Genomic DNA, 13,249 nt, shown 5'->3' on the forward strand with positions numbered 1-13,249 from the left:
AACGGAAAGTATTATGTCTGAAAACTCCACCTTTTCTCCCGTCCTCACCGGCCGGGAACGTACGGCTGTCCCTGCAAAATCTCTGAGCTTCGTCGAAGGGGTATCGATGATTGTCGGTACCAATATTGGCGCGGGTGTCCTCTCTATCGCCTATGCGTCAAGCAAAGCGGGCTTTTTACCACTGCTGTTCTGGTTGGTGCTGGTGGGTAGTCTGACCACGGTGACCATGCTCTATGTCGCGGAATCCACGCTGCGCACGCGTAAACATCTGCAGCTCAGTGGATTATCGAAGCGCTACGTCGGCGGCTTTGGCGCGCTGATGATGTTTCTCTCCGTCTGCGTCAACAGCGTCGGTGCATTGACGGCGTATATGACCGGCAGCGGTAAGCTGCTGCACTCCCTGTTTGGCATCTCGCCAGCGCTGGGCAGCGTGCTGTTTTTTGTTCCGGCGGCAGGGGTGCTCTACCTGGGCCTGAAGGCGATCGGTCGCGGTGAGAAATTTATCAGCATCGGCATGGTAGTGATGATCTCGGTGCTGGTGATTGCCACGCTGTTGAAAGAGACCACCCGCGTCGGCTATCTGCTCGACGGCAACTGGCTGTATATGGTTCCGGTCTTCAACGTCGTGGCATTCTGCTTCTCGGCACAGTATATCGTGCCGGAGATGGCGCGGGGCTTCGCCGACAAACCGGAAAAATTACCTAAAGCCATTATGGTCGGCATGGCGCTGACCTTTACCCTGCTGGCGCTGGTGCCGTTGTCGGTGATCTCGCTTAATGGCCTGGACAATATCTCGGATGTGGCCACTATCTCCTGGGGCCGGGCGCTTGGCGAATGGGCCTTCTTCTCAGCCAATCTGTTTGCGCTGTGCGCGATGCTGACCTCCTACTGGGGACTGGGCGGCAGCTTCCTGACCAATATCTTCGATCAGTTCCGCCTGGGGAATGATGAACAGCCCGCCCGTCGCTTGATGGTGCTGCTGGTGGTGGCGATCCCGCCGTTCGTGCTGGCCTATAGCGGCATGGTCTCCTTCGTCAACGCGCTCTATTTTGCCGGGGTGTTCAGCGGCGTCATTTTATCGATTATGCCGATCCTGATGCTGAAGGGCGCCCGCCAGCGTGGCGACCTGACCCCGGGCTGGACCTGTCCGGCCTGGATGACCCATCCGCTTATCCAATGCTTCATTGTGTTGTTGTATCTTTGCAGCGCCGCCTACGCGATAGCATCCGCGGTAGGCTACCTGCCCGCTGGCTGGTAATCAGGCTCTGTTTTGCACCGCGTCCGGTTCATGCTGGCGCGGTTTTTTTATTTGTCACTTATCTGTTACATAGCCCGCAATTTAGTCGTTTCAAATTCCTCAGAATGACGGTATGTTTAGCATAGTGTGCTGCAAAAGCGCGGGCAGCCCCTGGTGGATTAGCTATCATATGCTTTTCCTATCGGTATAAACAAAATAATGCGCTAATAAACAACATCACAACAAATGCAAAAACCATAATAATGGGGAGCCTCAGGATGAATATGAAGGGTAAAGCGTTACTGGCAGGATGTATTGCCTTAGTTATGAGCAGCGCGGCGCTGGCGGAAGATATCAAAATCGCGGTAGTTGGGGCGATGTCCGGCCCGGTGGCCCAGTACGGCGACCAGGAATTTACCGGCGCAGAGCAGGCGGTAGCGGATATCAACGCTAAGGGCGGCATCAAGGGCAATAAGCTGCAGATCGTCAAATATGATGACGCTTGCGACCCGAAACAGGCGGTAGCGGTAGCCAACAAAGTGGTCAACGACGGCATCAAATACGTTATTGGTCACCTGTGTTCCTCTTCCACTCAGCCGGCGTCTGATATCTATGAAGATGAAGGCATTCTGATGATTACCCCGGCAGCGACTGCTCCGGAGCTGACGGCGCGTGGCTATAAGCTGATCCTGCGCACCACCGGTCTGGACTCCGATCAGGGGCCAACCGCGGCGAAATACATTCTCGACAAAGTGAAGCCGCAGCGTATCGCAGTGGTACATGACAAACAGCAGTACGGCGAAGGTTTGGCCCGTGCGGTGCAGGATGGCCTGAAAAAAGGCGGGGCGAACGTGGTCTTCTTCGACGGGATCACCGCCGGTGAGAAAGATTTCTCCACCCTGGTGGCGCGCCTGAAGAAAGAGAATATCGATTTCGTCTACTACGGCGGCTATCACCCGGAAATGGGCCAGATCCTGCGCCAGGCGCGTGCCGCCGGTCTGAAAACCCAGTTTATGGGCCCGGAAGGCGTAGCGAACGTCTCCCTGTCTAACATCGCCGGCGAGTCGGCGGAAGGCCTGCTGGTAACCAAGCCGAAGAACTACGACCAGGTGCCGGCGAACAAACCGATCGTGGATGCGATCAGGGCCAAGAAACAGGATCCGAGCGGCGCCTTCGTCTGGACCACCTACGCGGCGCTGCAGTCGCTGCAGGCAGGCCTGAATCAGTCTGACGATCCGGCGGAAATCGCTAAATACCTGAAAGGCGCGACGGTAGACACCGTGATGGGGCCGCTGTCGTGGGATCAGAAAGGCGACCTGAAAGGGTTCGAGTTCGGGGTCTTTACCTGGCATGCGAACGGTACGGCGACCGACGCCAAATAATTTAACCGGCGCCTTTCACGCTGCAAATGCGTTGTCTGCGGCCCTCAACCCCGGTCACTTGCTGATGTAAGCTCCCGGGGATTTCGGGTCTTGACGCCTTTTTGCCACGCAAAATGCTGGGTTAAATGGGGGCCTTTCACGCTGTAAATGCGTAGTCTGCGGCCCTCAACCCCGGTCACTTACTGATGTAAGCTCCCGGGGATTTCGGGTCTTGACGCCTTTTTGCAACGCGAAATGCTGGGTTAAATGGGTGGGGGCCTTTCACGCTGCAAATGCGTTGTCTGCGGCCCTCACCCCCGGTCACTTACTGATGTAAGCTCCCGGGGATTTCGGGTCTTGACGCCTTGTTGCCACGCGTAATGCTGGGTTAAATGGGGGGCCTTTCACGCTGCAAATGCGTTGTCTGCGGCCCTCAACCCCGGTCTTACCAGCCACCGCCACCACCACCACCGGAACCGCCTCCTGACGATCCGCCACCGGAAGAGCCGGAACCGCTATAGCCCGACCCTGACGAGCCACCCTCTGAACGCTGCACCGGCTTGTCGCTGGCCGCGAAATGACAGCTCTGGCAGAAATGATGCATGTCCTGCCAGTCTGCCTGCGCTAATACTTCCGACATCGCGCCGGTGCTGCTTAAGTATCGGGCAAAGGTATTTGCCCAGGTTTTTCCTACGCCGAGCGCCAGGGCGACCGGCAGCAGACTTTCAAAATGCGCGATCCTCTCGTCGGGCGGATACAGTGTTTGATAGCGCTTCTCTTCGGCCGTTTTAATATACAGTTTCAGCCCTTTGGCGACGGCCAGATCGTTTAACCCCTTCTGCGTATAGCGAGGTGTTTTCCAGGCGACGAACGTGCACAGTGCGATGGCGGTTAACAAGGCGCCAGGATAGCCGGCAGGAAGTTGGGTGAGGGGTAGCATGCCAAGCAGGAAAACACCGCCCGCCACGGTGGCGACAGGGCTAAATACCAGCGCCATCAGGATCATAACTGGTCCCAAACTACGCAGGGTTTTCATCGGGTTGCGTAAAAACCTCAGGCACAAATACGTCATCACCCCGCCGACCGATACAAACAGCAGACTGGGAACGGTGAGCGCCGCCGCCGCCGGGCTAAATCCGATGCCGCAAACGATCGGGATCAGCAGAGCAATATAGAAACAATGACGCAGCGGTTTACCCCATGTCCGGCACAGCTGCGGTTTCTGCTCTTCACAACATTTTTCCAGCCATCTGCGCGCGTTTTGCATCAACGTTTGATGGGGCGTACTGAGATTGATGTTCTTACGTTTAGCGCTGAAAAGCAGGCTCATCAACTGCTTTTCATTGGGGGTCAGCGGTTTATGTTTTTCGTCTGGCTGGCGGGAAAGCCACTGCTCATCAACAGGGGATGAAGACCATGCGCCTTTAGTTTGGCTTTTTTTACTCGTCAATCTGATTGCTCGTTTGGCAACCAGCCCTAGTAAATCGCTACTGAATGCCACATCATCATACTTACGTTGCGTAATAAAGCGCAGATAGCCTGGCGACATCGCGGCGGGCAGAGAAAATAGTGGCGTCACCGGCGGCATTTTTAACCCCGCCGCCGTGACGTTTTTGCGCCACCACAGCCAGTAGTAGCCAACGAGCAGTAGCAGGGGAAGCCAGATAAGGCTGGTGGCCAGCGTCGGCACCAGTAAATGGACCAACGGCCAGACCGCTTCGGGCGCGGCGGCGCCTGCCAGAATATCTCGAGGCCAGGTATAGACCACGGTTAGCCCTTCGCCGGTGGCAAGGGGGCGGGAAGTTTGTATGCTGCCATCAGGCAGGATGATCGCATGGTGGTCTTTCGCCCCCTGACGACCAGTGTAAACATCAATGGTGCGCAACCTTGCATCTCTGCCATCCGCATTCAGCTGCCCGGCGGCGTCAGGCAGTACAAGCTGGAAACGGGCTTTCCCGATTGGCCAGATCCAGTCGTTGCCCGTCACGTTCCAGTACAGCTCATCCCAGTCATGGAAGCGGCTGAAATGGTTGCTAACCTGATAGCGAATTTCATAGTTATAAATACCTGGCTTCAGGATGCGATCGGCGCTGCCAATGCGCACGGTCAGCGCTTTTGTCGTGCGATCGAGGCTGTAGGGTTCTGGGAGTCCATTGCGTGAGACCGATTTGATGACGTAATCAACGCTAAAAATTTTGCCGTCCTGCCGGTGCCAGGAGAGAGGTAGCGTGCGGAAAATGCCTCGACGAATCTCCTTTCCCAGGGACAGCACGGTGATATTTTCCCGCATCTCCATGCTGCCGTTTGGCTGAAAACGCGCCAGGGAATCGAAAAAGAGAATATGTTCATACGCGGGAACCCGGCGGGCATTGGCCGGGAGTGGCGACGCCTCGGTGATAGTTTTATCGTCGCTGACGGCTAAACCAGAGATGCTCAACAGCAGCAGCAACAGGCCAACACTGCGCAGTATCCGGGTGGACAACGTTGGCATGAGGTCACTCCATTCGGGGCAATTTGGCTTCTTCAGGGGACTCCAGTTCAAAGAAAAGTTCCGACCTGAAGCTAAACAGGCGGGCCAGCAGCAGGCTGGGGAAAGACTCCACCAAAATATTAAACTCGCGGACTGTGGCGTTGAAGTAACGGCGGGCCATTTGCAGTTGTTCTTCTATTTCACCAAGGGATTCCTGCAGCGAGAGGAAGTTTTCGCTAGCTTTGAGTTCCGGATAGGCTTCCGCCAGGGCGAATACACGGCTCAACGTTCCGGCATAGTGCTGCTCGCTGGCGGCCACCTGTTGGGGATTACCAATCAGGAGGCTGCGCTGGCGGCCGATCTCTTCCAGCAGCTCCTTTTCGTGCTGCGCATAGCGTTTGACCAGGCTGAACAGATTGGGCGCCAGATCGTGACGGCGCTTGAGCTGGACGGCAATCCCACTCCAGGCTTCGTCTTTGAAACGGCGTAACGAGATAAAACGGTTATAGGTGAAGATCGCCCAGATAAGGATCACGGCGACAATAGCCAGCCCGATATACATTTCCATATGTTTATTCCATGTTGACTGCTGATGATCGCGTTGCGCTGAATACTTTCTGCGCAATTTTACGCGTCAGCGAATCTTACCTCACGTGAAGCACAGGGGAAACGTGCATTTGCGCGTTAAATTCTGAAATATCATGCGGGCCTTTGCCCTGGCGAATATCTGACAGGTCAATCCGCAGCTTCGCGTTCGGGGCACCATGACATTATCGTCGCAGTATGAAATAAACAAGCCCAGCCGTTTACCCACTGCTGGGCTTTATTCCGTTGCCGGGAGGCAACAAACAAGCGCTGTTTTACCCAACGAACGCTTTTCTTAATGCTTTTCCCAACCATTCTGCTGGGCACTAAAGCCGAGCGCCTGCATAAAGGCCGCCATCACGCCGCGGTCCTCCACCCCCTGGTCAGCGACGCGCCAGCTATTGATCGCCGGGTTATCACGCAATGTCTCTTCCACTAAGTATTGCCCGACGCCGCGGCGGCGGGTTACTTCACGCACGCACAGATCGCTAAGCTCACCTTCGACGCCGCGCAGGGTAACGCGCACGGCGCCCAGCAGGCGCTCGTTAAAGCGGGCGGCGTAGAGACGATGATTCTCATCGAGGGTCAGCGTCGACAGATCCGGCGACGGCCAGATTTTCCCCAGGTCGATGCGATCCTGATCGCTGAAGTGCTGTAAACGGATAATGGTCAGTTTCATGGGCGGCAAGTCCAGTGCAAAACAGAGGCGCCAGTGTACCCAAAATTGCTGTCTGGCGGAGCGCTGTTTTTTGCGCATACATCAGGGGATTCGTTTTCCTGGCGTTGTCAGGGTAGCGCAATCCGTCATGGATCGAAAAATAAGCAGAATTTTAACCTAATGTGCAGCGTTTTATTCCGCCTTATGTATCGTTATTTTATGCTGCAGGATGGACTTTTTTTTGTTTATCTTCAGCAAAATACAGAATATTATCTTTGCTTAATCGACTGAAAAATAGAGATTTTAATCTGTTTTTTAGTGAAAAGCTGCGCTAAACCATTAAACTCAATGGTAAAAATGGCGTTGTTTAATAAAAGCACAGAATGCTTTTTAACCATAAAAATACAAAACATTTACACCACATCACGAACGGGGTTCTGCAGCATGAAAAGGAACGCGAAAACCATCGTCGCGGGCATCGTCGCATTAGCGATGTCGCACGCGGCGATGGCCAAGGATATTAAGGTCGCCGTGGTCGGCGCGATGTCGGGCCCGGTGGCCCAGTGGGGCGACATGGAGTTCAACGGCGCGCGTCAGGCGATTAAAGACATCAACGCCAGCGGCGGCATTAAGGGCGACAAGCTGGTGGCCGTGGAATACGACGACGCCTGCGATCCGAAGCAAGCGGTCGCGGTGGCCAACAAAATCGTCAACGACGGCATTCAGTACGTTATCGGCCACCTGTGCTCCTCTTCCACTCAGCCGGCTTCCGACATCTATGAGGATGAAGGCATCCTGATGATCTCCCCCGGGGCGACTAATCCGGAGCTGACTCAGCGCGGCTATCAGTACATCATGCGTACCGCCGGCCTTGACTCCTCGCAGGGGCCGACCGCGGCGAAATATATCGTCGAGACGGTGAAACCGCAGCGTATCGCCATCATTCATGACAAGCAGCAGTACGGCGAAGGTCTGGCGCGTTCGGTGCAGGAGAACCTAAAAAAAGCCGGGGCCAACATCGTCTTCTTTGACGGCATCACCGCCGGTGAGAAAGATTTCTCCGCCCTGCTGGCGCGCCTGAAGAAAGAGAACATCGACTTTGTTTACTACGGCGGCTACTACCCGGAAATGGGCCAGATGCTGCGCCAGGCGCGCTCCGTCGGGTTGAAAACCGTGTTTATGGGGCCGGAAGGGGTCGGCAACGCCTCGCTGTCCAATATCGCGGGCGCCGCGGCGGAAGGCATGCTGGTGACGATGCCAAAACGCTACGATCAGGATCCTGCCAACAGCGCCATCGTTAACGCGCTGAAAGCGGAGAAGAAAGATCCGAGCGGGCCGTATGTCTGGATCACCTATGCCGCCGTTCAGTCGTTGGCGCAGGCGATGGACAGAACCGGCAGCCAGCAGCCGCTGGATTTAATCAAAGATTTGAAAGCGCACGGGGCGAAAACCGTGATTGGGCCGCTGACCTGGGATGAAAAAGGCGATCTGAAGGGATTTGAGTTTGGTGTCTTCCAGTGGCACGCCGACGGCTCTTCGAGCGCGGCGAAATAAGCGCTGAAGACGAGTTATCCCTCCGCCCGCGATCCGCGGGCGGTTTGAAAAAGGTTACCTTATGTCCGAGCAGTTTCTCTATTTTCTGCAGCAGATGTTTAACGGCGTCACGCTGGGCAGTACCTACGCGCTGATCGCCATCGGCTATACGATGGTGTATGGCATTATCGGCATGATCAACTTCGCCCACGGCGAGGTCTACATGATTGGCAGCTATGTCTCCTTCATGATCATCGCCGCGCTGATGATGATGGGCATCGACACCAGCTGGCTGCTGGTCGCCGCCGGATTTGTGGGCGCCATTGTGATTGCCAGCGCTTACGGCTGGAGTATCGAGCGCGTGGCCTATCGGCCGGTGCGTAATTCCAAGCGTCTGATTGCGCTGATCTCCGCTATCGGGATGTCTATCTTCCTGCAGAACTACGTCAGCCTGACCCAGGGCTCCCGCGACGTGGCGCTGCCGAGCCTGTTTAACGGCCAGTGGATCGTCGGCCACAGCGACAGCTTCTCCGCGACAATCACCACCATGCAGTTGGTGATCTGGGTGGTGACCTTTATCGCTATGCTGGCCCTGACGCTGTTCATTCGCTACTCGCGGATGGGGCGCGCCTGCCGCGCCTGTGCCGAAGATCTGAAAATGGCCAGCCTGCTCGGGATTAACACCGACCGCGTCATCGCCCTGACTTTTGTCATCGGCGCCGCGATGGCGGCGGTAGCGGGTGTGCTGCTCGGCCAGTTCTACGGCGTGATTAACCCCTATATCGGTTTTATGGCCGGGATGAAGGCCTTCACCGCCGCCGTGCTCGGCGGGATCGGCAGTATTCCTGGCGCAATGATCGGCGGCCTGATCCTGGGTATTGCCGAGGCGCTCTCTTCTGCCTATCTCAGCACCGAATATAAGGACGTGGTCTCCTTCGCGCTGCTGATTCTGGTGCTGTTAGTGATGCCGACCGGCATTCTGGGCCGCCCGGAGGTGGAAAAAGTATGAAACCGATGCAAATTGCAATGGCGCTGCTGTCTGCCGTGATGTTCTTCATTCTGGCGGGCGTCTTTATGGGCGTGCAGCTGGAGCTGGACGGCACCAAACTGGTGGTCGATACCGCCGCCGATATTCGCTGGCAGTGGATCTTCATCGGCACCGCGGTGGTCTTTTTCTTCCAGCTGCTGCGGCCACTGTTCCAGAAAGCGGTTAAGAACGTCTCCGGGCCGAAGTTTATTATGCCGGCGATTGACGGCTCAACGGTGAAGCAGAAGCTGTTCCTGATAGCCCTGCTGGTGATTGCCGTAGCCTGGCCGTTTATGGTGTCGCGCGGCACGGTGGATATCGCCACCCTGACGATGATCTATATCATCCTCGGCCTCGGGTTGAACGTAGTAGTCGGCCTTTCCGGCCTGCTGGTGCTGGGCTACGGCGGGTTCTACGCCATCGGCGCCTATACCTTCGCGCTGCTGAACCACTATTACGGTCTCGGCTTCTGGACCTGTCTGCCGCTGGCCGGCCTGGTCTCCGCGGCGGCCGGTTTCCTGCTGGGCTTCCCGGTGCTGCGTCTGCGCGGTGATTACCTGGCGATTGTGACCTTAGGCTTCGGCGAGATCGTGCGCATTCTGCTGCTCAACAATACCGAGATCACCGGCGGGCCGAACGGCATCAGCCAGATCCCGAAACCAACCTTCTTTGGCCTCGAATTTAGCCGCAGCGCCCGCGAAGGCGGCTGGGATACCTTCAGCAACTTCTTCGGCGTCAAATACGATCCCTCCGACCGGGTGATTTTCCTCTACCTGGTGGCGCTGCTGCTGGTCGTGCTCAGCCTGTTCGTCATCAACCGCCTGCTGCGAATGCCGCTGGGGCGGGCGTGGGAAGCGCTGCGTGAAGATGAGATCGCCTGTCGTTCGCTGGGCCTGAGCCCGACGCGCATCAAGCTGACCGCCTTTACCATCAGCGCCGCGTTTGCTGGCTTCGCCGGGACGCTGTTCGCTGCGCGCCAGGGCTTCGTCAGCCCGGAATCCTTCACCTTCGCCGAGTCGGCCTTCGTGCTGGCGATCGTGGTGCTGGGCGGGATGGGCTCGCAGTTCGCGGTGATCCTCGCGGCTATTCTGCTGGTGGTCTCACGCGAGCTGATGCGTGACTTCAACGAATACAGCATGTTAATGCTCGGCGGCCTGATGGTGCTGATGATGATCTGGCGTCCGCAGGGGCTTCTGCCAATGACGCGCGTGCAGTTGAAGCTGAAAAACGGTCAGGCGAAAGGAGAGCAGGCATGAGTCAGCCATTATTATCCGTTAGCGGCCTGATGATGCGTTTCGGCGGACTGCTGGCCGTCAACAATGTGTCGCTGGAGCTCAGAGAGCGCGAGATTGTCTCGCTGATCGGCCCCAACGGCGCCGGGAAGACCACCGTCTTTAACTGCCTGACCGGTTTTTACAAGCCCACTGGCGGCACCATTCTGCTGCGTGACCAGCACCTGGAAGGGCTGCCGGGTCAGCAGATTGCGCGGATGGGCGTGGTGCGGACCTTCCAGCACGTGCGTCTGTTCCGCGAAATGACGGTGATTGAAAACCTGCTGGTGGCGCAGCATCAGCAGCTGAAAACCGGGCTCTTCTCCGGCCTGCTGAAAACGCCGGCCTTCCGTCGGGCGCAGAGCGAAGCGCTGGACCGGGCCGCCACCTGGCTGGAGCGTATCGGCCTGCTGGAGCACGCCAACCGTCAGGCCAGCAACCTGGCCTACGGCGACCAGCGCCGGCTGGAGATTGCCCGCTGCATGGTGACCCAGCCGGAAATTCTGATGCTCGATGAACCGGCGGCAGGGCTGAACCCGAAAGAGACCAAAGAGCTGGACGAGCTTATCGCCGAGCTGCGTAACCATCACAACACCACCATCCTGCTTATCGAACACGATATGAAGCTGGTGATGGGCATTTCCGATCGTATCTACGTCGTGAACCAGGGGACACCGCTGGCCAACGGGACGCCGGAAGAGATTCGTAATAACCCGGACGTGATCCGCGCATACCTTGGTGAGGCATAAGATGGAAAACGCGATGTTAACTTTTGACAACGTCAGCGCCCACTACGGCAAGATTCAGGCGCTGCACAATGTCAGCCTGCATATCAAACAGGGCGAAATCGTCACGCTGATCGGCGCCAACGGCGCGGGGAAAACCACCCTGCTCGGCACGCTGTGCGGCGACCCGCGGGCCTCCAGCGGGCGCATTGTCTTTGACGGTAAGGATATTACCGACTGGCAAACCGCGAAGATCATGCGCGAGGCGGTGGCGATCGTCCCGGAAGGGCGACGCGTCTTTTCGCGTATGACGGTGGAAGAGAACCTGGCGATGGGCGGTTTTTTTGCCGACCGCGATCAGTTCCAGACCCGTATCAAGTGGGTGTATGAACTGTTCCCGCGTCTGCATGAACGCCGAATTCAGCGCGCCGGCACCATGTCCGGCGGCGAGCAGCAGATGCTGGCGATCGGTCGCGCCCTGATGAGCCAGCCGCGCCTGCTGCTGCTGGATGAACCGTCGCTGGGGCTGGCGCCGATTATCATTCAGCAGATTTTCGACACCATCGAGCAGCTGCGCGAGCAGGGGATGACGATCTTCCTCGTCGAGCAGAACGCCAACCAGGCGCTGAAGCTGGCCGACCGCGGCTATGTGCTGGAGAACGGTCACGTGGTGCTGGAGGATACCGGCGACGCGCTGCTGGCCAACGAGGCGGTGCGCAGCGCCTATCTCGGCGGTTAATTCATCGCAACCCGGCGTCGTTCACTTCGCCGGTTTGTACCCCGGGCGAGGCGCTTGCGCCGACCTCGGGAGCCGATAGCACAACTATTATCCGTGTCTCAGCTCCCACTTTACTTCCCCCGTCCTTTCACCGGCTTGTCATCTCCCTGACCCGTTACTATCTTTTTTTTGTAATAAAAAAGTTATTTTTCTGTAATTCGAACATGTCATGTTACCCCGCGAGCATAAAACGCGTGAAATCGCGCATCCGGCACAACAAGAGAGATAACCGATGATATCGTTACGACATACAGCTTTAGGACTGGCGCTGAGCCTGACTTTTGCCGGTCAGGCCCTGGCGGTTACCACCATCCCATTCTGGCACTCAATGGAAGGCGAGCTGGGTAAAGAAGTGGATTCTCTGGCGCAACGCTTTAACGCGGCCAATCCTGATTACAAAATCGTTCCGGTATACAAAGGCAACTACGAGCAGAGCCTGAGCGCCGGTATCGCCGCCTTCCGTACCGGCAACGCGCCAGCTATCCTGCAAGTGTATGAAGTCGGCACCGCCACCATGATGGCGTCAAAAGCCATTAAGCCGGTCTACCAGGTGTTTAGCGAGGCGGGCATCAAGTTTGATGAATCGCAGTTCGTACCGACGGTGGCCGGGTATTACACCGATTCGAAAACCGGCCATCTGCTCTCCCAGCCGTTTAACAGCTCTACCCCGGTGCTCTACTACAACAAAGACGCCTTCAAAAAAGCCGGCTTAGATCCGGAGCAGCCGCCGAAAACCTGGCAGGATCTGGCGGCCTATACCGCGAAGCTGAAAGCCGCCGGGATGAAGTGCGGCTACGCCAGCGGCTGGCAGGGCTGGATCCAGATTGAAAACTTCAGCGCCTGGCACGGTCTGCCGGTGGCCACGAAGAATAACGGCTTCGACGGTACCGACGCGGTGCTGGAGTTCAACAAGCCGGAGCAGGTGAAGCATATCGCGCTGCTCGAAGAGATGAACAAGAAGGGCGATTTCAGCTACTTCGGGCGTAAGGACGAGTCCACTGAAAAGTTCTATAACGGCGACTGCGCCATTACCACTGCCTCGTCCGGCTCGCTGGCTGATATCCGCCAGTACGCCAAATTTAACTACGGCGTCGGCATGATGCCTTACGATGCCGATGTGAAAGGTGCGCCGCAGAACGCCATCATCGGCGGGGCCAGCCTGTGGGTGATGCAGGGCAAAGATAAAGAGACCTACACCGGTGTGGCGAAGTTCCTCGACTTCCTGACCAAACCGGAAAACGCCGCCGAGTGGCACCAGAAAACCGGCTACCTGCCGATCACTACCGCGGCCTACGATCTGACGCGTCAGCAGGGCTTCTATGATAAGAACCCGGGCGCCGATATCGCCACCCGCCAGATGCTGAACAAGCCGCCGTTGCCGTTCACCAAAGGCCTGCGTCTGGGCAACATGCCGCAAATCCGCACCATCGTCGATGAAGAGCTGGAAAGCGTGTGGACCGGCAAGAAAACCCCGCAACAGGCGCTGGACTCCGCCGTTCAGCGTGGGAATCAGCTGCTGCGTCGCTTCGAGCAAGCAACCAAATCGTAATCTGTAACTTGCCCGGTGGCGCTGCGCTTACCGGGCCTACGATGTGCCCTATGTA

Annotated in this window: 11 protein-coding genes; 8 read left to right on the top strand and 3 right to left on the bottom strand. The window is 57.1% G+C overall.

Annotated elements, in window-relative coordinates:
• The first annotated feature begins 13 nt into the window (after positions 1–13).
• Both LGL98_RS01480 and livJ read left to right on the top strand, forming a co-directional pair.
• The gene (locus LGL98_RS01480; RefSeq protein ID WP_004150081.1) at positions 14–1,258 is read left to right on the top strand and encodes an aromatic amino acid transport family protein; all 1,245 of its coding nucleotides are present in this window, start codon (positions 14–16) and stop codon (positions 1,256–1,258) included.
• A gap of 257 nt (positions 1,259–1,515) precedes the next feature.
• A complete protein-coding gene (gene livJ / locus LGL98_RS01485) occupies positions 1,516–2,619 on the top strand; it encodes a branched chain amino acid ABC transporter substrate-binding protein LivJ (protein WP_136033758.1) in 1,104 nt (367 codons plus the stop codon).
• A gap of 424 nt (positions 2,620–3,043) precedes the next feature.
• On the opposite strand, the gene LGL98_RS01490 is transcribed toward livJ, so the two are convergent.
• The 3 genes from LGL98_RS01490 to panM all read right to left on the bottom strand — a co-directional run bounded on the left by LGL98_RS01490 (position 3,044) and on the right by panM (position 6,332).
• Positions 3,044–5,089 carry a DUF2207 domain-containing protein gene (locus tag LGL98_RS01490; protein WP_136033756.1) on the bottom strand — a complete coding sequence of 682 codons (2,046 nt, stop codon included), beginning with the start codon at positions 5,087–5,089 and terminating at the stop codon, positions 3,044–3,046.
• 4 nt (positions 5,090–5,093) lie between these two features.
• Positions 5,094–5,636 (bottom strand): LemA family protein, encoded by a 543-nt coding sequence (locus LGL98_RS01495; protein WP_136033754.1) that lies wholly within the window; start codon positions 5,634–5,636, stop codon positions 5,094–5,096.
• Between the two features lie 312 nt (positions 5,637–5,948).
• Positions 5,949–6,332, bottom strand: a complete 384-nt coding sequence (gene panM / locus LGL98_RS01500) for an aspartate 1-decarboxylase autocleavage activator PanM (RefSeq protein WP_136033752.1) — start codon at positions 6,330–6,332, stop codon at positions 5,949–5,951.
• Positions 6,333–6,755: 423 nt separating this feature from the next.
• Between panM and livK the strand changes: the two genes are divergently transcribed.
• From livK to ugpB, 6 genes are all read left to right on the top strand, one after another.
• Positions 6,756–7,865 (top strand): high-affinity branched-chain amino acid ABC transporter substrate-binding protein LivK, encoded by a 1,110-nt coding sequence (gene livK / locus LGL98_RS01505; RefSeq protein ID WP_025710759.1) that lies wholly within the window; start codon positions 6,756–6,758, stop codon positions 7,863–7,865.
• A gap of 61 nt (positions 7,866–7,926) precedes the next feature.
• Entirely contained in the window at positions 7,927–8,853 is a 927-nt protein-coding gene (gene livH, locus LGL98_RS01510; RefSeq protein ID WP_012540389.1) for a high-affinity branched-chain amino acid ABC transporter permease LivH, read from the top strand.
• A complete protein-coding gene (livM, locus tag LGL98_RS01515; protein ID WP_136033751.1) occupies positions 8,850–10,127 on the top strand; it encodes a branched chain amino acid ABC transporter permease LivM in 1,278 nt (425 codons plus the stop codon). Before livH ends, livM begins: the two co-directional genes overlap by 4 nt.
• Positions 10,124–10,891 carry a high-affinity branched-chain amino acid ABC transporter ATP-binding protein LivG gene (gene livG, locus LGL98_RS01520; RefSeq protein WP_002920803.1) on the top strand — a complete coding sequence of 256 codons (768 nt, stop codon included), beginning with the start codon at positions 10,124–10,126 and terminating at the stop codon, positions 10,889–10,891. The genes livM and livG overlap by 4 nt, the downstream gene beginning before the upstream one ends.
• A 1-nt stretch (position 10,892) precedes the next feature.
• Complete coding sequence (gene livF / locus LGL98_RS01525) at positions 10,893–11,606, top strand: high-affinity branched-chain amino acid ABC transporter ATP-binding protein LivF (RefSeq protein ID WP_004145133.1); 714 nt, start codon at positions 10,893–10,895, stop codon at positions 11,604–11,606.
• Positions 11,607–11,877: 271 nt separating this feature from the next.
• Complete coding sequence (gene ugpB, locus LGL98_RS01530) at positions 11,878–13,194, top strand: sn-glycerol-3-phosphate ABC transporter substrate-binding protein UgpB (RefSeq protein WP_136033748.1); 1,317 nt, start codon at positions 11,878–11,880, stop codon at positions 13,192–13,194.
• Positions 13,195–13,249: the final 55 nt, after the last annotated feature.

This window comes from Klebsiella africana, from assembly GCF_020526085.1.
In the GTDB taxonomy this organism is placed as follows: Bacteria; Pseudomonadota; Gammaproteobacteria; order Enterobacterales; family Enterobacteriaceae; genus Klebsiella; species Klebsiella africana.